The following is a 20,699-nucleotide window of genomic DNA, read 5'->3' as shown; positions in this document are numbered from 1 at the left end:
GTGCAGCTACTGCTTGACGGCACCGGCGATGCCTTCGACGAATTGACGTTGCAGAACGATGAACAGGGCCACGATCGGGAGCAGGGAAATCGTGGCGGCGGCGGCCATTCCGGCCCAATCTGTGGAGCGTTCGCTGACGAACGCCATCATCCCGACGCTCACCGTCCTCAGATCCGGCCTCGACAGGGTGAAGACCAGCGGCAGGAAGAACGCGTTCCACGTTCCGAGGAAGGTCAGCAGGGTCACGGTTGCGGTGACCGGCCGCGCCAGCGGCCACATCACCTTGCTGAAGACGGCCCAGAACCCGGCGCCGTCCATGATGGCGGCTTCCTCCAACTCCTTCGGCACGCCGTGGAAGTAGCCGGCGTAGAGCAGGATCGAGGCGACCTGCGCTCCGCCGGACAGCGCAATGATCATGCCGGTCAAGGAGTTGAGCAGGCCGAGCCGCATGGTGATGTCGACGACCGGGATGATGGTGTAGCCGACCGGTACGAAGATCGTGGCGATGAGAACACCCATCACGGCTTTGCGACCACGGAAGGCGAACCGGCCGAGGACGTATCCGGCCATGGAGCATCGGACGACGACCACGATGACGGTCACGACCGTGACGATGATGGTGTTGATGAGATAGCGCCCGAAGTTGGCCTCGTCCCAGGCCTCGGCGTAGTTCGAGAACCTCCACTCCTCCGGGATCAGCTGAAGTCCGGCGCTGAAGATCTCGATGGTGGATTTCAGCGACGCAGAGATCATCCAGAGGAACGGGTAGATCCAGATCAAGCAGCCGATCAGCATCAGTACGACCGCGATCCACCACGGTGCCCGCCGCATGATCCTTCCGCGCTGCCACCGCCGGCTCCGGAGCTGCTTCGGCTGGGCTGCTTCGGTGTCCGAACGCCCGGTGATCGAGACGGTCATGATGCCATCTCCGCACGGCTCCGTCGTACGGCCCGGATGCCGATCAGCTGCAGTGCGCCGACAGCACAGACGAACAATCCGAAGATCACCGCGGCGGCGCTGGCATGTCCGAGCTGGGGCACGGTTGCAGCGAAGGCCCAGCGGTAGATGTAGATCTCGACGACCTCGGTGGCAAAGAAGGGGCCGCCGTTGGTCATGGTCAGGATCAGATCGAAGATGTGCAGCGCGCCCTCCAGCTCGAGCAGCGAGATGATGATCGCGAAGGGCTTCAGGAGCGGGAGGGTCACGCTCTTGAACGACTGCCAGGCGCTCGCGCCGTCGAGCCAGGACGCTTCATACAGCTCGGTCGGGACGGTCTGCAGCGCGGCGAGCCAGTAGATCATGGTGATGCCGAACCACTTCCAGATGTCGACGGCGACGACGGTCCAGAACGCCGTCCCGGTGTCGGCAAGGAACGGGATTCCTTCGTCGATGAAGCCAAGATCGATCAGGGCTTGGTTGACCGGCCCACTGGCGGGATCGAAGATGAGCTGCATCACCACGCCGACGATCGCCGTCGTCGTGACCACCGGGAGGAACAGGGCGGTTCGGAACAGGTTCGACAGCGGCATCCGTGGCGAGTTCAGCAGCAGTGCCGCGCCCAGTGTCAAGATCAACTTGATCGGCACCGAAACGATCATGAACAAGAAGGTGGTCTTGAAGGAGTTCCAGAACAGCGGGTCATCGAGCACGGCTCGGTAGTTCTGCAAACCCACGAAGGTCTTCTCGGCGTCGAACCCGTTCCACTCCACGAGGGAGTACCAGTACGACCCGATGACGGGATAGACGGTGTACAAGCCGTACAGAATGATGGTCGGGGTCAAGAAGCCCCAGATCCACACGGCCTGCCGGCTTCCGCGTCGCGGAGCCCGACCCGATCGCTCGGATTGGTCCGGGAGAGCCGTCCCCACGGTCACCATCGTTCGCGCCCCCGATCGGGCGGCGACTCGACTCGGGGAACACCACTGTCCACCATGGGGCACCTTTCCTGCGCTTCGTTGCGTACTCGTGGAGAGTCGATCCGTTGCCTTCGGTCACGGAAGTATGCACATAACCGCTGCAACGTTGCAAGACATGTTCCCAAACCGTGAGGAGATGAGGTCGGCCCGTCGGGCGCCGGTTCTATCCGCGCCGGCGGCGGCGGCGAACGGTGCTCTCCCGCACCGCGAGCTCGAATCGGGCGAGATGTTCGCGGGCCTTGGACGGGTCGTCGGAGAGTCGGGCGAGCAGCATCTCGACCGCGACCAAGGCGATCTGCTCCTTGTCCGGGACGATGGTCGTCAAGGTCGGGGTGCTGTAGCGGCCGTCCTCGATGTCGTCGAAGCCGACGATGGCGAGGTCCTGGGGTATGCGTACGCCGTGGGCGAGAGCGGCACGCATCGCCCCGAGTGCCAGCAGGTCGTTGAAGCAGAAGACGGCGTCCGGTGGCGAGGGCAGGTCGAGCAACCGGCGGATGGCCTGGGCACCGTCTTCGCGGTGGTAGGCGTCGGTGTAGGCGCACAGTGACCGATCGACGGGAAGTCCGGCGTCGGCGAGGGCGTCCTCGTAGCCACGCGCCCGGAGATGCGCCGTCTCGTTGACCTTCGGATGCTGGTAGCCGATGGCCGCGATCCGGCTCCGGCCGAGGCTCACCAGGTGCTCCGTCGCGACCCGGGCCGCCGCAACGTTGTCGATCCCCACGTGGTCGAGTCGGTGGTGCGGTGCTCGTTCGCCGAGCATGACGATGGGCAGATTGCCGGCGAGGTCGGCGATCTCGTCCGCTCCGAGTGCGAGGGAGCTCAGGATCAATCCGTCGAAGACGGTCCCCCGGGCGCCGCCGTCCAGCAGGGCGCGCTCGTGTTCCTCCCGACCCTCGGTCTGCTCGATCACCACAGTGAGCCCGTGCTCACGGCTCGCCCGTACGATGGCGCGTGCCAATTCGGCGAAGTAGGGGACGTCCAGTTCCGGGAAGGCGAGCCCGATCAGGCCGGTCCGCCCTTGGCGAAGATTCCGCGCGATGACGTTCGGCCGGTAGCCGAGTTTCTGCAGGGATGCCTCGACCCGAGACCTGGTGTCCGGGGCGACCCGGACGGTTCCGCTGACGACGTTGGACACCGTGCGAACCGAGACGCCTGCATCCAGCGCGACGTCACGAAGCGTGACTGACATCCAACGGACCCCTCTCCGGTCGGCGATCCAGCCAGTGTCATGCATGAAGCCCGAACTGGCCCATACATGCCACGTAGCGTTGCAGCGTTGCAAGGAATCTTGCTACTTTCTACCAGAGATTCAGCGAAGAGCTCCGAGAAAGTGGTGGGTCGATGATCCAGACCGAGCAGCTACACCCCCGTCCTTCCGGTGCCCGCAGCCGGTGGCAGTCCTTGGACGGCGACTGGGACTTCGCCCGTGATCCGGAGGATCGCGGACTGCGTGAGGGCTGGAATCGCGGCGACACCGGTCCTTGGGATGAGCGGATCACCGTTCCCTACGCCTGGGAATCGCCCGCCTCCGGCATTGAGGCGCACTGGCTGCCGATCGGATGGTATCGACGGCGGTTCGAGGTCTTGCCCGAGTGGTCGGACCTGCGAACGTTCATGATCATCGGCGGCGTGCACCACGAGGCGACCGTGTGGGTCGATGGTGTCGAGGTGGCACACGTGGCCGGCGGGCACGCCGGTCTGGAGTGTGAACTGCCCCGCACCGGCGGCGAGTCGATGCTGATCGTCGTTCGTGTGGTCAATCCGATCGACAAGCGTTTCGTACCGCACGGCAAGCAAAGGTCGCTGCCGGCCGACGACTTCGACGGCTGCCAGTTCACGCCGAGCAGTGGCATCTGGCAGACCGTGTGGGTCGAACCTCGCCCCGAGCTGTACGTTCGGTCGCTGTCTCTGCAGCCGAACGAGGACCTGACCGGCTTCAGGGCCTCGATCGAGACCGGAGGAGTCTCGGAAGCTGCGACGGTGAGCCTCGCCGTCGGCGATGAACCTGCAGTGGTGACAGCGGTCGTCGACGGACACGCGGTGATCGATCTGCCGATCGCCGAGCCGCGGCTGTGGTCACCCGACGATCCGTTCCTGTACGAGGTGACCGCGACGCTGCACCCCGGCGGCAGCGGCAGCGACGATGTGGTGACGTCGACGACCGGCCTGCGCCGGATCGAAGCTCAGGGATCGGCGCTGTACCTCAACGGCGAGCAACTCTATCTGCGTGGAGTTCTGGACCAGGGGTACTGGCCGGACGGTGGGCTGACCGCCCCCGGCCCGGAAGCACTCCTGCGCGACCTCGAACTTGCCCGGGATGCGGGATTCACCTTGGTCCGCAAGCATCTCAAGTTCGAGGACCCGCGGCAGCTCCACTACGCGGATCGGCTGGGCATGCTGATGTGGGTCGAGCCACCGAGCATCGGTCGATTCACGCCGGAAGCCGTGAACGCCTTCGAGAGTCTGGTCCCGGAGATGATCTTGAAGTACGGCAACCACCCGAGTGTGATCATCTGGGGCCTGTACAACGAGGAATGGGGACTCGACTGGCAGGCGGCCGAGGACCCCGAGCGGGCGGCCACGCTGCAGCGGATCAGCGAGCTCGCCCACCGACTCGACCCGACCCGGCTCGTGGTCGACGACTCGGGCTGGTCTCATGTCGAGACCGACATCGTCGACTGGCACGTCTACACCGATGATCTGGTCAAATGGGATGACGTCGTCGCCAGGAGCGCCGCCGGCACGCTTGACATCCTTCCGATCGGCCTCGGCCCCGACGCGCTCGACCGACCGCTGTGGGCCAGGGAGCCCGATGGGAAGGCCCGGCCCAACCTGAACACCGAGTACGGCGTCGGGCACACCAGCCTCGAGCGCGGCTGGCACCTTCGTTGGCAGACCCAGCGGCTGCGTCGGGAGGACGCCATCTCCGGCTACATCTATTGCGAGCTCACCGACATCGAGCACGAGACGGCCGGGACATACACCTTCGACCGGCGGCGGAAGGACCTCGGCGGCACGATTCCGGCCGACGTCCATCGCGACACGGTTCTGATTCCCGACCTGATCCCGGTCCGGCCCGGCGCCGATCTCCTGGCGACCGCGGGACAGGAGATCGTGGTCAACGTGGCCGTCTCGCACCGTGGCTCAGAGCCGTTCGTCGGCCGTCTGGGATGGAGCTGGGAGGGGTCCGACCACGATGCGGGGTCGATCGACGTGACCGTCAAACCGCATGTCTGCAGCGAACCGCTGAGCGTCCGGACGACGGTTCCTCCGGCCAGGCCGGCTGGTGCCGGCCCTCGTCTGCGGTTGGTCGCGCTCCAGACCGACGACACGATGGCCGGTCATACGTTCGTCGACGTCGAGCTCCAGGCGCATTGACTCGGCCCAAGGCACGTCACTCCCGGCGGAGCCGGTGAGCGGAGTTGATCAAGTGGGTACGCATCGCTGCCGCAGCGGCCTGAGGGTCGCCGGAGTCGATCGTGGTCAGGATGGCGTCGTGCTCGGTTCGGACCGGGTCGGCCGGCCGGCCGGCCCGGCGCCGCCCCTTGGGCAGGATGATCATCATCGGGCCGATCGCCGACAGCAGGTCCGCGTAGTAGCGGTTGCGTGAGGCCCGGGCGATCCCGAGATGGAAGTCGAAGTCGGCCTGGATCGAACGGGCCGGTGCGTCGGCGGCGGCCCGCTGCTCCTGGAGCGCCTTCCGAAGCCGTACCAGATCTTGATCATCGCGTCGCCGCGCCGCCAGGGCCGCAGCCTCGCACTCCACCCCGATCCGGAACTCGGCCAGCTCCAGCAGTTCGGGCAAGCTTCGCGCGGCGGTCTCGCCGAACTCGAAGCGGACGCCGCTCGGCCGAGTCAGCACATAGGTTCCGCGTCCCTGCTGCGAGTCGACCAGGCCGGCCGCCCGCAGTCGTGCGACGGCCTCCCGGACCACGGTCCGCGACACCGAGAAGCGCTGCATCAAGGCCGCCTCGGTCGGCAGCCGCTCGCCGGCCGCGACGACGCCCTCGGCGATCTCCCGGGTCAACTCACCGACGACCCGCTCAGTGAGCGATTCAGCCACCGAACGTGGCCGTCTCGACGGTCCAGGCGCGGGCTTGATCACTGAGTGATACGCCGATCCCGGGCCTGTCGGGCACCAGCATCCGGCCGTCGGCGATCTCCAGCCGTTCATTGAACAGTGGTTCCAGCCAGTCGAAGTGCTCCACCCAGACCTCGCCCGGATAGGCCGCGGCCAGGTGCAGGTGCAGCTCCATCGCGAAGTGCGGCGCCACCTTCAAGCCGGCCTCGTCGGCCAGGGCCAGGATCCTCAGGAAGGGCGTGATCCCGCCGACCCTGGGCGCGTCCGGCTGCAGGAAACTCACCGAGTTCTGCGAGATCAGGGCCCGGTGCTCGGCGACGCTGGTCAGCATCTCGCCGCTGGCGATCGGGGTGTCCAGGCGTGCGCTGAGCATGGCGTGCCCGGCGGCGTCGTACGCGTCCAGGGGCTCCTCGATCCACACCAGACCAAAGGGCTCCAGCTGCCGGCCCATCCGCAGCGCGGTCCCGCGGTCCCATTGCTGGTTGGCGTCCACCATCAGCGCGACCGACTCCGGCAACGAGGAACGTACGGCCTCGACGCGGGCCAGGTCGGCCAGCTGATCCGGCTGCCCGACCTTGATCTTGATCCCGCCGATTCCCCGCTCGACGGCCTCGGCCGCATTGTCCAGGACCTCCTCGATCGGCGCATTCAGGAACCCGCCCGACGTGTTGTAGCAGGGCACCGCATCACGATGAGAACCGAGCAGCTTGGCCAGCGGCAGGCTGGCCCGCTTCGCCTTGAGGTCCCACAGGGCCACGTCGATCGCGGCGATCGCCTGGGTGGCCAGGCCGCTCCGGCCGACCGAGGCTCCGGCCCAGACCAGCAAGGTGTCGAGCTTGCCGATGTCGCTCGGGTCCTCGCCGATCACGTCGCCGCCGATCTCGCGCGCATGGGCGAACAGTCCGGGCCCGCCGGCCCGCTTCGAGTAGCTGAATCCGATCCCCTCGAAGCCTGCCTCGGTGGTGATCTCGGCGAACAGGAGCGCCACCTGGGTCAAGGGTCGCTGACGGCCGGTGAGCACCTTCGCATCACTGATCGGTACGGCGAGCGGTAGGTAGGCCAGGGACAGCTTCAGGGTACGGATGCGGTCGGGCATGAATTCATCGTACAAATCCAGGTTTCGTCATGACAAGACAAGCAATTGCACTACCGTACGAACGCGTGACGGTCGTCACGACACGCCGCCCGACGGCCGGTGATGTCTCGCCGCTCGGGAACTCTGGCACCGGCCCATCCGTGATTTCTGCTTGTGCGTCACCACCCTTCGACCCGATCTGCGATATCGCCAACGCCGAAATCGACACGTACCCTGGAGGCCATGTGGTCCCAGCGGGAGGTTGTCGATTACGCACTGCAGCGTCGATCGACCCTGGCCGCGCTGCGGCGTCCCGGCGGCCGGCTGGCCCGGCGCGAGGCCTGCGACGCCGACCCCATGTTGCTCCGCGCGGCGAAGCATCACGGCGAGAAGGTCGACGGCACCTGCCCGGTCTGCGACGCGACGGAACTCACCCAGCTGCACTACGTGTTCGGCGACCAGCTCGGGCAGTACTCGGGCCGGATCAAGCGGACCGCCGAACTGGAGGAGATGGCGCACGAGTTCGGCGAGTTCAAGGTCGTCGTGGTCGAGGTGTGCCTCGGCTGCAGCTGGAACTTCATGATCATGTCGTACCTGCTCGGGGACGGGGTGAAGCGCAAGCCTCCGCGCCGGCAGCAGACGGTCGAGGACATCTATGGCTGAGCGCCCCTTGGGGTCGCGCCGAAACGCAGGACAATCGGGGAAGAACAAGCAGTCGAAGGGCCGCCGCTGGGCCCGCCGGATCGTCCGCAGCCTGGTCGCCCTGATCTTGATCGGGTTGGTCGGCGCCACCGCGATCGTCGTCGTCGGCTATCAGACCACCGAGCTGCCCGACCCGAACGCCGACTTCCAGACCGCGACCAGTTTCGTGTACTACAACGACGGCAAGGCGCAGCTGGGCAGCTTCGCCACCCAGAACCGGCAGCCGTTGACGTTCGACGAGATGCCGCAGTCGATCAAGGACGCGCTGGTGTCGGCCGAGAACCGGGACTTCTGGACCGATCCCGGGATCTCGATCACCGGCATGATCAGGGCCGCCTGGGCGATCTTGCGCGGTGAGTCGCTGCAGGGCGGGTCGACGATCACCCAGCAGTACATCAAGATCATGTACCTGACGTCGGAGCAGACCCTGGCCCGGAAGTTCAAGGAGGTCTTCCTTGCGTACAAGCTCAACAAGGACCTGACCAAGGAGCAGATCCTCGAGGGCTACCTGAACACGATCTACTTCGGCCGCGGTGCGTACGGGATCCAGGCGGCCGCGAAGGCGTTCTTCGATGTGGACGCCGAGGAGCTCACGGTTCCGCAGGCGGCGGCGCTGACCGCGATCTTGAACAACCCAACCGTGTTCGACCCGGACGCCGACGACGGCCACAACCCGAAGCTGCTGGAGCGCTACCGGTACGTGATCCAGAGCATGGCCGAGACCGGCGCGATCACGCCGGCCGAGGCGGCCAAGCACGCGAAGGCCTTGCCGAAGTTCCCGGAGATCGAGAAGAACCAGCGCTACGGCGGGCCGAAGGGCTTCCTGCTCAAGATGGTCGAGGCCGAACTGCTCGCGGCCGGCTTCGACTCCAGCACGATCAACGGCGGCGGCCTCAAGATCACCACGACATTCGACAAGGCGGCCCAGAACGCGGCCGTGAAGTCGGCGCAGAAGTGGACTAAGAAGGCGGCCGACGCGGCGGACGAGAAGAAGTCCGACCTGCATGCGGCGATCGCGTCGGTCGAGGTCGGCACCGGCCGGGTGCTCGCCGTCTACGGCGGCCCGGACTACGTCGCGAACTCGCGCAACTGGGCCACGACCCCGCGGCCGACCGCGTCGACGTTCAAGACGTACGCGCTCGCGGCCGGGCTGGAGGACGGCTACAGCCTGCGTTCGTACTTCAACGGCAACTCGTTCACCCCCGACGGCGACCCGGTCAGGGTCCGCAATGAGTTCAACCACGAGTACGGCACGGTCAGCCTGCGCCGGGCGACGGCGGAGTCGATCAACACCGCGTTCGTCGACCTCACGGTGGAGATGGACGACGGCCCGAGCAAGATCAGCAAGGCAGCCCAGGCGGCCGGCGCGCCGAAGGGTGCCGGCTGGGACGAGAACACCCGGATCGCTCTCGGTGCGGCCGAGGTGAGCCCGCTGGACCAGGCCGGCGCGTACGCCACATACGCCAACGACGGGATTCATGTCGGCAACCACGTGGTCGACTCGGTGACCGACGCCGCCGGCAACGTGATCTATGAGGCCAAGCCGGCCGAGAAGCGCGCGGTCAGCGAGGACATCGCCCACGACGTCACGTACGCGCTGTCCAGCGTGGTCGAGGAGGGCACCGGCCGGACCGTGCAGACCCTGGACCGCCCGGTCGCCGGCAAAACCGGCACCAAGGACGGCGTGAAGGACGACATCACGTCGGCCTGGTTCGTCGCGTACACCAAGCAGATCTCGACCTCGGTCATGTATGTCGCCGGCGACGGCGGCAACGAGGACCTCGACGACTACGCCCGGCCGGGGGACAGCACGTTCTTCGGCGGTACGTATCCGGCACTGACCTGGGCCGACTACATGAAGAAGGCCACCAAGGACCAGCCGGTCGAAGAGTTCGAGGACCCGGCCTGGGTCAACCTGGACCGGCCGCGCGACGACGACCCGGGCCCGCAGCAGCAGGAGCAGACCCGGGACCCGGAGACCGAGGATCCGGAGACCGAGGAACCGAGCGAGGAACCGACCGAGGAACCGAGCGAGGACCCGACGGAGCAGCCGTCGGAGGATCCGACCGAGAAACCGAGCGAGGACCCGACCGAGCAGCCGTCGGAGGACCCGACCGAGCAACCGTCGGAGGAGCCGACCGAGGAACCGACGGAGCAGCCGAGTGAGGATCCGAGCGGCGACGCCGACTCCGGCGGCCAGGACTCGGACAGCAGCTCCGACTCGGGCGGCTCGAACGACCAGTCCGATTCGGACGGATCGAGCGACGGCTCCGACTCCGGCGGCGCAACCGAGGACTCCGGCGGATCCTCCGGCAGTACGGACTCGGACGGATCCTCCGGTGAATCCGACACGAGCGGATCCTCGGGATCGACCGACTCGGGCCGCTCGGGTTCCAGCGGCTCGATTCTCGGCAGCGACGCGACGTCCGACGGCTCCAGTTCCGGCTGAGCCGCGCGTACCGTCAGCGGCAGCTGTAGCCGCCGTCGATCGGCAGACTGACGCCGGTGATCATGGACGCGGCGTCGCTGAGCAGGAAGACGATTGGCGCGGCGATCTCGTCCTCGGTGGCCCACCGGCCCAGCGGCATCGCGTCCAGAAACGGGCGCTCGATGTCCTCGCGGCCCCAGTACCAGGCGGACATCGGGGTCATCACCACGGTCGGATTCACACTGTTGACCCGGATGCCGTACTTCCCGAGCTCCAGCGCCGAGACCCGGGTGATGTTGTCCAGCGCCGCCTTCGAGGAGCCGTACGAGATGTGGCCGGGCAGCGCGACCAGGCTGGCCTGGCTGGACACGTTGACGATCGAGCCACCCCGGCCGAGGCGCTGCATCGACCGTGCCGCGTACTTGATCACCAGCAGGGCGCCGCGGGCGTTGACTCTGATCACCTGGTCGAACACCGCGATGTCGGTCTCGGTCGGCGTCGCGATCTCACCGCCGAAGCCGCCGCAGTTCACCACGCCCCACAGGTCGACCCCGTCCAGGGCGGCCCGGACGCTGTCCTCGGAGGTCAGGTCGAACGGGAGCGCCCGCGCCCCGGTTTCCTCGACCAGCGCCGCCAAGGCCTCCTCGGAACGGCCGCTCGCGATCACCTCGGCGCCGGCCCGGACCAGGTGCCGCACCGTCGCGCCCCCGATCCCGCCGCTCGCTCCGGTCACCAACACCGTCCGCCCGGCGAAGTCTCCCATGCGTCCCTCCCGACCCACGTCACCAAGTTTCCTGTCGCTTTACACGAGAAACTTCTCTGGTAAAGCGACAGTTTTTCACGCAACGTGAAAAACCGGCAGGGGCGCGAGGCAGGGGCGGGGCTGAGTAGAGTCGCCTCCGATGACTGTCGATCAGCCGGCCCGGCCCAGGGGTGTCGTGACGGAGCCGTCGGCCGAGGACGGGTTCGTCCGGCTGGTCAGTCAGCGGCTCGGCGGTCCGCTCGGGCGGCGCGCGGCGGCCGGGCGGGCCTGGTGGAGCCCGGTCCGGGTCACGCTGGCGGTCGCGACGCTGACGTACCTGGTCGGGATGATCTTCCGGATCCCGTGCCGGATCACGGTGCCGGGGCAGGCGCCGGACCACTTCCGGCTGATGTGCTACTCCGACATCGGGCTGCTCTATCAGGGCCGCGGGCTGATGGCCGGCCTGACGCCGTACCTGCAGTCGAGCCCGGACTACCCGGTGCTCGAGTACCCGGTGCTGACCGGCTGGTTCCTGGAACTGGAGCGGCTGCTCACCCGGTTCCTCGGCGGCGCTCAGGGTACCGGACTGAACGACTGGCAGCAGGTTTCGTCCACGCTGCTGTTCGTCGACGTCAACCAGGTGCTGCTCGGGCTGCTGTTCCTGGTCGCGGTCTGGGCCCAGGTGCGAACGGTCGAGGGCCGGCCGTGGGACGCGATGATGCTCGCCGCCTCGCCCTGCGTCGCGGCCGCCGCGCAGATCAACTGGGACCTGCTGGTGATCGCGCTGACCGCCCTGGGCTGCCTGTTCTGGGCCCGCAAGCGCCCGATCGTCGCCGGTGTCCTGCTCGGCCTGGCGACCGCGGCCAAGCTCTATCCGGTGCTGCTGCTCGGACCGTTGATCCTGCTCTGCGTACGCACGAAGAAGCTGAACGACCTGTTCGCGACGCTCGGCGGTTTCATGATCAGCTGGTCGCTGGTCAACCTGCCGGTGGTGCTGCTCGCTCCCGAATCCTGGCTGGCGTTCTGGACCTTCAACTCCGACCGGCAGGGCGATCTCGGTTCGCTCTGGTACGTCTTCGAGCTCGCCGGCCACCCGGTCCCGGCGCTCAACGTGATCAACTTCGTGCTGATGCTGGCGGCCTGTCTGGGCATCGGCTGGTTGATCATGGCGGCGCCGCGGCGGCCGCGGTTCGGCGCGATGGTGTTCCTGGTCGTCGCCGCGTTCTTGATCACCAACAAGGTCTATTCGCCGCAGTACGTGCTCTGGCTGCTGCCGCTGCTCATCCTGGCCCGGCCCCGGTGGCGGGACTGGTGGCTGTTCACGGCCGCCGAGCTCTTCTATTTCGCGGCGATCTGGTGGCACCTGGCCGGGGTCCTCAAGCCGGCCGACGGCTCGGCGGACCGGCTCTACTGGGTGGCCGTGATCCTGCGGATCGGTGTGCAGTGCTACCTGGTCGTGCAGGTGGTGCTGGACGCGCTGCGGCCGGAACGGGACCTGGTCCGGGCCGGTGGCGCCGACGATCCGGGCGGCGGCGTGCTGGACCGGGCGGCCGACCGCGGCTGGTCCCTGACCGGGCTGTGGTCCCGACCGGTCTCGACCGCCCCGGCTCCGGCGCGGGCGGCCGGCCCCGACCCCGATGGCTGAGCCCTCCCCGATGGCTGGACACCGATGACTGACTCGACGCCGGCGGCTCCGGCGCAAGCTCGCAAGGCGCGGTCGAGACCGACACGGGCGCGACGGTGGCCGGCACCGCACGGTCTGCCGGCGTTCGCGACCGGGCTGCCGGAGCGGCTGCTGGCCCGTGGCGGCGGCCGGGCGGTGGTCCAGGCCTGGCTGCTCAGCCGCGGCCTGATCTGCCTGGTCGCGCTGCTGCTCGCGCTGACCCAGCAGCGCACCCTCACCTCGATGGTGAGCAACTGGGACGTACAGCACTTCAGTCAGCTGGCCCAGGGCGGCTATCTCTCGGCGCCGAACCTGATGGCCTTCTTCCCCGGCCTGCCGGGGCTGCTCGCGCTCGGCCTGCAGCTCGGCATCCCGGTCGCGGTGAGCGGCGTGGTCCTGTCCACGATCGGCTCGGCCTTCGCCGCCGCCGCGCTCGCCCGGCTGGGCGGCCAGTGGGCGGCGATCGCCTGGCTGTTCGCCCCGACGGCGGTGTTCACCACCGTCCCGTACACCGAATCCCTGTTCTGCGCGGCGGCGTTCTGGGCCTGGGATCGTGCCCGGTCCGACCGCTGGCTCGCCGCGGCCTGCCTGACCGCCCTGGCCTGCACGCTGCGGGTGTCCGGGCTGTTTCTGATCGGCGCCCTGTTCGTCATGATCATCACCACCCGCAAGATCGGCTGGTCGGCCCGGCTCCGGCGGACCGCGTTGTTGATCATCCCGGCCTCGGTGCTGGCCGCCTTCGTGATCTTCCTCTATCTGCTGACCGGCTCCTGGACGGCCTGGTTCGCCGCCCAGGAGTCCGGCTGGGCGCGCGGCTTCACCTGGCCCTGGCAGTCCTTCCTCAACACGCTGCCGGCGATCGAGCCGGGGGCGTACGCCGATCATCCGGGCTGGGCCGAGGTGTTCCGATTCGAGATGGCCTCGATGGCGCTCGGGGTCGTGGTCACCGTCTGGTGCCTGGTCCGGCGACTCTGGGCCGAGGCCAGCTGGGTCGCCGTCCAGGTGCTGGCGTTCTCGATGTCGTACTGGTTCTTCTCGGTCAATCGCGCCGTGCTGCTGTGGTTCCCGCTCTGGCTGATGGTGGCGAGCTGGGGCACCTGGCAGCCGCGCCGGGCGGCCCTGGCGATCATGCACAGGGTGCTGGTGGTGACCGCGTTCACGCTGTCGGTGTTGATCATGCTCTGGTGGTGCTGGCTGTTCTTCACCGGCCATTGGGCCAGCTGACGGTCAGGGCAGCAGCACCCACCGGCCGCGGGCACCGCCCTTGGCCAGCCACCGGTGCGCGGTACCGGCCTCGGCCAGCGGCAGCGTGCCGGCGACCCGGACCGAGAGCGTGCCGGCGGCGGCGAGCCGGAGCACCTCGGCCAGGTCGGCCGAGTCCGCCGCGACGCGAACGGCTTCGACCGTGATCGGCCGGTCCGTCGTGGGCAGCGCGGCCGGCGTCAGGCTGGCGTACGTCCCGCCGTCGCGGACCGCGGCCAGCGCGGCGTCGTTCAGCACGGCCGCGTCCAGCACCGCGTCGAAGGCGCCGTCCTCGATCGTGGTGACCGCCTCCGCCGCACCGGCGCCGAGCAGGAACTCGCGGTCCTCGGCCCGGGCGAGACCGGTCACCCGCCAGCCCTGCGCGGCCGCAAGCGGCACCGCATAGCCGCCGACGGCACCGGCGGCCCCGGTGATCAACAACCGGTCCCCGGCCGAGCGGTCGAGCTGGCGGAGCGCCTGGAGGGCCGTGGTCGCGTTCAGCGGGAAGGTGGCCGCGGCGACCGGGCCGAGCCCGTCCGGGACCGGGGCGACGGAGGTGGCCGGCAGCACCAGCTGCTCGGCGTACGTCCCGATCGGGACATCGAGCTTGTCCAGCAGCCCGGCCACCAGCTGCCCGGGCTCGATCCCGGCCACCCCGGGACCGACCCGGTCGACGACGCCGGCCACGTCCCAGCCCAGGCCGACCTGGTCCCCGGTGATCCAGCCGGCGCGGTGGAAGAAGCCGACCCGGGTGTCCAGGTCGACCGGATTGACGCCGGCGGCCAGGACCCGGAGCCGGACCTCGCCGGGCCCCGGCTCCGGCGGGTCCAGCTCGATCAGCTGCAGGGCATCGACGTCGCCGGGTTCGGTGATCACAACGGCCTTCATGGTCTTCCTTTCGTGGGGTTGACGGACTTCAGTGTGGCCACGTAACTTCCCATGGGGAAGTAGGCACCTGAAAGTGCGTAAGTGGGAAGGAAGTGAGCCCGATGGCGACCCGGACCGCCCTACAGCGACGGCGCGAGGCGAAGATCGCCTACGACGCGTACCTCGCCGAGTGCCCCAGCCGGCGCCTGCTGGACAGCCTGAGCAGCAAGTGGGTGACCCTGGTGGTCAGCGCGCTGAGTGAGGGCGATCTGCGCTACTCCGGGCTGTCCCAGCGGCTGGTCGGGGTCAGCCAGAAGATGCTCACCCAGACGCTGCGCACCTTGGAGCGGGACGGCATGATCACCCGCCGGGTGACGGCGGCGGTCCCGGTCCGGGTGGACTACTCGCTGACCCCGCTGGGCCGCTCGCTGGCGGTCCTGGTCAGTCAGTTCAAGGTCTGGGCGGAGGCCCACATGGACCAGGTGGACAGGGCCCAGCGGACGTACGACCGCCGAAGCCGCCGACTAGACTCGCAGGCGTGACGCCGAACTGGATTGATCTTGACGGACTGGTGAACCTGCGTGATGTCGGAGGGATCAGTACCGACGACGGGGACAAGATCAAGACCGGTCGCCTGCTCCGATCCGACAACCTGCAGTCGTTGACCGAGGACGACATCGCCGCTCTGCTCCGGTACGGGCTGACCGACGTGATCGATCTGCGCTCGACGCACGAGGTGGACTCGGAGGGTCCGGGCCCGTTGACCGGACGGGACGACGTGCGGATCCACCACCACTCGATGTTCCGCGAGAGCGACCCGGAGGTCAGCAGCGACCAGCCGCACGAGAAGGTCGAGGCGGCGCCCGCCGAGGCGCTGCCCTGGATCGACCTGGAGCCGAGCGTCCAGGTCTCCGACGCCTCCGCCTCGTTCTACCTGTCCTACCTGGTCGACCGGCCCGACTCGGTGCTCGCCTCCCTGCGCGACATCGCGGAGGCGCCCGGCGCCGCGCTGGTGCACTGCGCCGCCGGCAAGGACCGGACCGGCACCGTCGTCGCGCTCGCCCTGTCCGTCGCCGGCGCCAACCGCGCCCAGATCATCGCCGACTACGCGGCCAGCACGGAGAAGGTCCCCGAGATCGTGGACCGGTTGCGCCGGTCGAAGACGTACGCGGCGAATCTGGAGGGCCGCCCCCTGTCCTCCCACCACACCAGGCCCGAGACGATGGAACACGTGCTGGCCTTCCTGGACCGACAGCATGGCGGCGTGCTGCCGTACCTGACGTCGATCGGGTGGACCGACGCCGACACAGAACGCCTGCGCGCCAAGCTCCTCAACGACTGATCAGGAAGGCGCAGCCTGGGCCACGAAGGTGCTGACGATGTAGATCACCTGGTCCAGGAAGGTGAACCCCGTCGGGGTCACGGCGAAGGCGGATTCCCGAGCGCAACTGACCGCCCGGTCGTTCGAGGGATTCGGCAGTTCGGTGGTGGAGATGTTCCAGATCACCACGGCGAACACGGCACATATCAATCCTGCCCGAGCCCAACCCGGCAGAGCGAGCCTCCTGATCGGTCGCACCAGGATGAAAGACGTGGCGATCAGGAGCGCTCCCGAGGTCACCTTGCCGCCGCCGAGCAACACGATTCCGCTCAATCCGGTGAGGACGATCCCGGTCCACGCCGCGATCTTCTTGACGGTTTCCATCAGGGCCTTCTCCTTGTTCGGTCCGTCGTCCAAGCGCGTGGTCATCGACGGTCCCGAACACGGATTCGCTGTTGGCAGCGGACGACGCCGGTGCAGCCACGCTGCTGCCCCCGACCGGCCGATGGACGATCAGAGTGTGGACTCCGAGGGTGCCGGGCCTGCTTGTGAACCATGCGGGACCTGCTTGTGAATCGCCTGTGAGTCCCGGCGGCTCCTGGCCAGCCCGGCAACGGGTGTGAATTCTCGCCGGTCAGTCGCGGTGGAAATTCACCCAAGTCCGCTGAGCACGAGTGGGTAGCCGGTAGGCGTCCGGCAGCGGGTCAAAGGCGTCAGGACTCCCCACGGCTGTTCACATGGCAATGGCGAGAGGTCGGCGCTGACCTCCGGGTCGATCGTGATCTGGAGTCCGGCACGATCCAACTTGTGGCTGATCTGACGGCACGTCGGAGGTCGGTGAATCGGGTTCGGTAAGAACTTCAAGATCAACAACGGTCGGTGAGCCCTGACCTTCATCGACGGCAACCTGTCGAGTCGTGGCGTTCAGCAACACCAGCTTGCGTTGTGACTCTGGACCCCCTCATCCGGGCCGGTGATCACCGCTATCACTGTGCTCCGCGGTGCAACCACGCCTCGCCGGCAAAGATCGATGACCCCGTACAGCATCTTCGCCACGTACACCCATTCGAAGGGTGTTCCATGATGATCTTCGAACTGGTCGACGAACTCCATCAACTCAGGCGTCCTTCTGCCGAAACCACCGAAGTGAAACCCGGTCTCAATGTCCCAATTCTCGAATGCGGTGCCAAAGGCGACTTCTTGCAGACGCCGAACCTCGTCGCGAAGGAAGTCCCCGCCCTTCAACGCGGAAAAGCCCAAGGCCCGGGAGCCCGGGGGTAGCCCGGCTGCCATGCCAGCGAGCGTGCCGCCGGTACCGCAGGGGGTACAGATCAGGTCGAACGGTTCCTCGATCTCTCGGGTGATCTCCGCGCAGTTGCGGACGGCGAGGGCGTTGGTCCCGCCTTCGGGCACGAGGTAGAAGTCGCCGAACTCCCGATGAAGTTGATCAAGGACCTTGGGTGATCCCTTGTCTCGGTAGGTCTGGCGATCCAGGTAGACAAGGTGCATCCCTCGGGCGACGGCAAAGGTGAGGGTCGGGTTCAGAGGCTGGTGCTCTTCGCCGCGGACGGCACCGACCGTCTGCAGACCGACCAAGTGACCAGCAGCCGCGACGGCTCGAAGGTGATTCGAGTAGGCCCCGCCGAACGTCAAGAGCGTGTCATGTCCGCCCGCAAGGGCCGCCTCAAGATTGGGCTGCAGCTTCCTCCACTTGTTGCCCGAAAGCTGAGGATGGATTCGATCGTCCCGCTTCAAGATCAAACGCGTACCCAACCGGTCCAGTTCAGCCGACCGGACAACCTCAAGCGGCGAGGGCATCCGAACGCCCAACTGAGCTGCGAGATCGTCGGCCACAGGGCCAAGGATGCCAGTGCCGCGACGCGTGATGAACTTCGCCGTTCAGTCGCAACGAAGTTCACCCGCGACCCGCTGGCTCGCCCCTTCGCAGGACCGCCAGCACGGCGATCGGTACCAGGAGGAGGGTCAGGGCGCCGGACAGGGCGAGGCCTCCGGCCACGCCGGCAACCTCGACCAAGGGGCCGCCGAGGGACAGGCCGAGCGGCGCGGCGACCACGGAGCCGGTGGTCCACAGGGTCACCACCTGCTGCTGCTCGTCCGGCTCCAGGCCCGACTGCAGGAAGCTGTACGCGACCGGGGTGAACGGGGCCCAGACCAGGCCGCCGAGCCCGAACACGACCAGGGCCAGGGGCAGCGAGCCGACGAACGCGAGGGCGATCGGGCAGAGGGCCCAGAGGGCGATGATCACGATCAGCAGCCGGCGTTGCGGTAGCCGGCGGAGCTGGTTGACCAGCGCGGCCCCGATCAGCGCCCCGACGCCGAGCGCGCCCCAGAGCAGGCCGAGCGCGGAGGGGTCGGCGGCCAGCCGGTCCCGGACCAGCAGCGGCAGCGCGATCTCGATCGGCATGTAGAGCAGATTGAAGAAGAACACGACCACCAGCAGCCGGGCGGCCGCCGGGCGCCGTCGCAGAATCCGCCAGCCCGACCTGGGCCGCACGGTGTCCACGGGGTCGGGCTGCGGCGGGCGGATCGAGCGGGGGACGAAGATGATCACCGCGGCCAGCAGCACCAGCGCTCCGGCCGCGTCGGCCAGCAGGGCGTACCCGGGTGCGGTGGTCGTCGCGATCACGCCGCCGAGCACCGGGCCGACGATGTAGAGGGCGAAGCTGGAGTTCAGCCCGAGCAGCCCGTTGGCGGCGAACCGACCGGACTCGCCGGCCAGTTCGGTGGCGAGCAGCCGCCGGCTGGACGCCGCGGCCATCCGGAACACGGCACCGACCAGCAGCCCGCCGATCAGCACCGGCAGGGTCAGTCGGCCCGTGATTCCCAGCAGGCCCAGCGTCGCGAACGTCAAGGACCGGAGCACGCAGTCGGCGATCAGCAGCAGCCTCGGCGGCAGCCGGACCCGGCCCAGCCCGATCGCCAGCGCCAACACGGTGGACAGCACGAACGGCGCCGCCTCCACCAGCCCGATCGCGATCGCCCGCGGCAACGAGCCGTGGATGGCGAGGGTCTGGATCGGCATCGCGACGATGATCATCCCGGTGCCGACCCCGGCCAGCAGGTCGCCCAGCAGCAGGCCGGCCACCCGGCGGTCCCGCAGCACCTCCCGGTACGAGAGGTTGGCCGGCGCCTCCATCGTGCTCATGGCACCGAAATCTAGATTCGTCCGATCCCCGCAGGCTTCTTCGAACCTGATCGATCAGGTTCCGAGAGGGTCAGCTGCAGGTGAACGTGACGCCGTCGACCTTGTGCACGCCCGGGCCGAGCTCGTTGCACTTGGCGACGACGTTGCCGAGGTTCACGCCGCCGATGCTCCAGCCGACGGTCGCCAGGATGCCGACGATGATCCCGATTAGCGCCGGGATGTTGGTGAAGCCGGCCTTCCTCGACTTGAGGAACGCGATGATGCTGATCACCAGTCCGACGATGGCGCAGAAGAACGCCAGGATCAGACCGACGATGCCCATCACCATGGCCGGGTCCTTGGCCGGGGGCTGCGCGGCGTACTGCGGAGGAGGTGGTTGCGTCACGCGGCACAGACTGGCACACAACGGTGCCGCACCGGGGGATGTCGGCGGTCAGGCCTCGACGATCTGGTCGACGGTCGCCGTGGTCAGCCGCAACTCCACCGGCACCTCCTCGCCGACGGCCGGCGGGGTCTCCTTGGCGGGCAGGAAGACCAGGCTGGACTGCATGTGCGGCGGTTCCAGGAACCAGCGCTTCTTCCCGTTCACGGTGTACGGGCTCAGGGCGCGACCGGCCGCCGCGAGGGAGCCGGTGGCCACCGAGACCGCGCGCTGCCGGACCGAGGTCGCCGGGGTCGGCGCCTCCATCCCGATCCCGTGCGAGGTGCCGCCGGCGATCACCAGGATCCAACCGTCGGCCCAGACCGGGCGCTGGCGGTAGCCGGCCCGCTGGCCGCGCTTGACCCGGTGCACGTCGAGCACGGTCGCGGTCGAGGTCCGGCTGGACGGGTCGCCGAGCCAGAGCCGGGTGCCCAGCCGGAGCCGGGTCGGCACCGCGGCCGCTCCGGCGCCGCCGAGCTGGCGGGCCACCGCGGCGACGTCCTCGGCCGGCAGGTGGGAGAACCAGAGCGGGCCTTGGGCCGCCTCCAGCGCGGTCCGGCCGAGCCGCTCCGCCTCCGCGTACCTTCCCTCGTCGAGCATCGGCAGGTGAATGGTCCAGCCCTCGAACCGGATGTGTTCCAGCAGCGGCCGGACCCGGCGCAGCTCGTCCGGGAAGATCCCGTGCCGGCACATCGAGGTGAGCACCTCGAGCAGCACCCGGGGATCGCGGTTCAGGTCGGTCAGCGCCTCCAGGTCGGCCACCCGGGACACCGTGGTGATGATCCGCGGGTCGCCGGCCAGCTCGGTCGCCAGCTCGTCGTCCGGCCGCCACGGCGTCAAGATCACGATGTCGCCGCCGAACACGTCGTGCACCTCGGCCACCTCGACGGCGGTGCCGACGGCGATCGTGTCCACCCCGATCGTCTCTTCCGCCTCGGCGGCGAGCCGGCGCAGCCCGTACCCGTAACCGTTGCCCTTGGCGACCGGCACCAGGCCGGGCGTGGCACCGGCCACCGTCTGCAGATGCATCCGCCAGCGAGCCGCGTCCAGACGCAGCGTAAGTCCCGTCACGGCG

At 68.3% G+C, this 20,699-nt stretch carries 19 protein-coding genes; 7 read left to right on the top strand and 12 right to left on the bottom strand.

Features of this window, described 5'->3' with window-relative positions:
• Positions 1–6: 6 nt before the first annotated feature.
• The 3 genes from BKA15_RS16890 to BKA15_RS16880 all read right to left on the bottom strand — a co-directional run bounded on the left by BKA15_RS16890 (position 7) and on the right by BKA15_RS16880 (position 3,105).
• Positions 7–918: a carbohydrate ABC transporter permease gene (locus BKA15_RS16890; protein ID WP_246322362.1), complete on the bottom strand. Its 912-nt coding sequence runs from the start codon at positions 916–918 to the stop codon at positions 7–9.
• A complete protein-coding gene (locus BKA15_RS16885) occupies positions 915–1,781 on the bottom strand; it encodes a carbohydrate ABC transporter permease (protein ID WP_179752664.1) in 867 nt (288 codons plus the stop codon). Before BKA15_RS16885 ends, BKA15_RS16890 begins: the two co-directional genes overlap by 4 nt.
• Positions 1,782–2,079: 298 nt before the next feature.
• Positions 2,080–3,105 carry a LacI family DNA-binding transcriptional regulator gene (locus BKA15_RS16880; protein WP_179752662.1) on the bottom strand — a complete coding sequence of 342 codons (1,026 nt, stop codon included), beginning with the start codon at positions 3,103–3,105 and terminating at the stop codon, positions 2,080–2,082.
• A 152-nt stretch (positions 3,106–3,257) separates the two neighbouring features.
• On the opposite strand from BKA15_RS16880, the gene BKA15_RS16875 reads away from it, so the two are divergent.
• Complete coding sequence (locus BKA15_RS16875) at positions 3,258–5,294, top strand: glycoside hydrolase family 2 protein (protein WP_179752661.1); 2,037 nt, start codon at positions 3,258–3,260, stop codon at positions 5,292–5,294.
• 16 nt (positions 5,295–5,310) lie between these two features.
• On the opposite strand, the gene BKA15_RS16870 is transcribed toward BKA15_RS16875, so the two are convergent.
• Entirely contained in the window at positions 5,311–5,979 is a 669-nt protein-coding gene (locus BKA15_RS16870; RefSeq protein ID WP_312879079.1) for a FadR/GntR family transcriptional regulator, read from the bottom strand.
• On the bottom strand, positions 5,972–7,093 hold the full coding sequence (locus BKA15_RS16865; protein ID WP_179752657.1) for an L-talarate/galactarate dehydratase: 1,122 nt from the start codon (positions 7,091–7,093) through the stop codon (positions 5,972–5,974). Before BKA15_RS16865 ends, BKA15_RS16870 begins: the two co-directional genes overlap by 8 nt.
• Before the next feature lie 222 nt (positions 7,094–7,315).
• Between BKA15_RS16865 and BKA15_RS16860 the strand changes: the two genes are divergently transcribed.
• Positions 7,316–7,735, top strand: coding sequence for a DUF5318 family protein (locus tag BKA15_RS16860; protein ID WP_179752655.1), 420 nt, complete (start codon positions 7,316–7,318; stop codon positions 7,733–7,735).
• On the top strand, positions 7,728–10,223 hold the full coding sequence (locus tag BKA15_RS36420) for a transglycosylase domain-containing protein (protein WP_179752653.1): 2,496 nt from the start codon (positions 7,728–7,730) through the stop codon (positions 10,221–10,223). The genes BKA15_RS16860 and BKA15_RS36420 overlap by 8 nt, the downstream gene beginning before the upstream one ends.
• A gap of 13 nt (positions 10,224–10,236) precedes the next feature.
• Here the strand turns inward: BKA15_RS36420 and BKA15_RS16850 are convergent, their stop codons facing one another.
• Positions 10,237–10,965, bottom strand: a complete 729-nt coding sequence (locus BKA15_RS16850; protein WP_179752651.1) for an SDR family oxidoreductase — start codon at positions 10,963–10,965, stop codon at positions 10,237–10,239.
• Positions 10,966–11,104: 139 nt separating this feature from the next.
• On the opposite strand from BKA15_RS16850, the gene BKA15_RS16845 reads away from it, so the two are divergent.
• Together BKA15_RS16845 and BKA15_RS16840 are read left to right on the top strand one after the other, a co-directional pair.
• Positions 11,105–12,589 carry a glycosyltransferase family 87 protein gene (locus BKA15_RS16845; RefSeq protein ID WP_179752650.1) on the top strand — a complete coding sequence of 495 codons (1,485 nt, stop codon included), beginning with the start codon at positions 11,105–11,107 and terminating at the stop codon, positions 12,587–12,589.
• Between the two features lie 24 nt (positions 12,590–12,613).
• Positions 12,614–13,831 carry a hypothetical protein gene (locus BKA15_RS16840; protein ID WP_246322361.1) on the top strand — a complete coding sequence of 406 codons (1,218 nt, stop codon included), beginning with the start codon at positions 12,614–12,616 and terminating at the stop codon, positions 13,829–13,831.
• 3 nt (positions 13,832–13,834) lie between these two features.
• On the opposite strand, the gene BKA15_RS16835 is transcribed toward BKA15_RS16840, so the two are convergent.
• Entirely contained in the window at positions 13,835–14,737 is a 903-nt protein-coding gene (locus BKA15_RS16835; protein ID WP_179752648.1) for an NADP-dependent oxidoreductase, read from the bottom strand.
• Positions 14,738–14,838: 101 nt separating this feature from the next.
• Here BKA15_RS16835 and BKA15_RS16830 point away from each other — a divergent pair, with 101 nt between their 5' ends.
• Positions 14,839–15,258, top strand: coding sequence for a winged helix-turn-helix transcriptional regulator (locus BKA15_RS16830; protein ID WP_179752646.1), 420 nt, complete (start codon positions 14,839–14,841; stop codon positions 15,256–15,258).
• A complete protein-coding gene (locus BKA15_RS16825; RefSeq protein WP_179752644.1) occupies positions 15,255–16,058 on the top strand; it encodes a tyrosine-protein phosphatase in 804 nt (267 codons plus the stop codon). The genes BKA15_RS16830 and BKA15_RS16825 overlap by 4 nt, the downstream gene beginning before the upstream one ends.
• Here the strand turns inward: BKA15_RS16825 and BKA15_RS16820 are convergent, their stop codons facing one another.
• The 5 genes from BKA15_RS16820 to BKA15_RS16800 form a co-directional block, all read right to left on the bottom strand.
• On the bottom strand, positions 16,059–16,466 hold the full coding sequence (locus BKA15_RS16820) for a hypothetical protein (protein ID WP_218871387.1): 408 nt from the start codon (positions 16,464–16,466) through the stop codon (positions 16,059–16,061).
• A gap of 495 nt (positions 16,467–16,961) precedes the next feature.
• Positions 16,962–17,891: a 1-aminocyclopropane-1-carboxylate deaminase/D-cysteine desulfhydrase gene (locus tag BKA15_RS16815; protein WP_312879077.1), complete on the bottom strand. Its 930-nt coding sequence runs from the start codon at positions 17,889–17,891 to the stop codon at positions 16,962–16,964.
• A 61-nt stretch (positions 17,892–17,952) separates the two neighbouring features.
• Positions 17,953–19,203 (bottom strand): MFS transporter, encoded by a 1,251-nt coding sequence (locus tag BKA15_RS16810; RefSeq protein WP_218871385.1) that lies wholly within the window; start codon positions 19,201–19,203, stop codon positions 17,953–17,955.
• A gap of 70 nt (positions 19,204–19,273) precedes the next feature.
• Positions 19,274–19,588 (bottom strand): hypothetical protein, encoded by a 315-nt coding sequence (locus tag BKA15_RS16805; RefSeq protein ID WP_179752642.1) that lies wholly within the window; start codon positions 19,586–19,588, stop codon positions 19,274–19,276.
• A gap of 48 nt (positions 19,589–19,636) precedes the next feature.
• On the bottom strand, positions 19,637–20,695 hold the full coding sequence (locus BKA15_RS16800; protein ID WP_312879075.1) for an alanine racemase: 1,059 nt from the start codon (positions 20,693–20,695) through the stop codon (positions 19,637–19,639).
• Positions 20,696–20,699: the final 4 nt, after the last annotated feature.

Source organism: Microlunatus parietis, from assembly GCF_013407955.1.
Lineage (GTDB): Bacteria > Actinomycetota > Actinomycetes > Propionibacteriales > Propionibacteriaceae > Microlunatus > Microlunatus parietis.
Note: the sequence above shows the minus strand (reverse complement) of the source record. Positions and strands in the feature narration are given on the sequence as shown.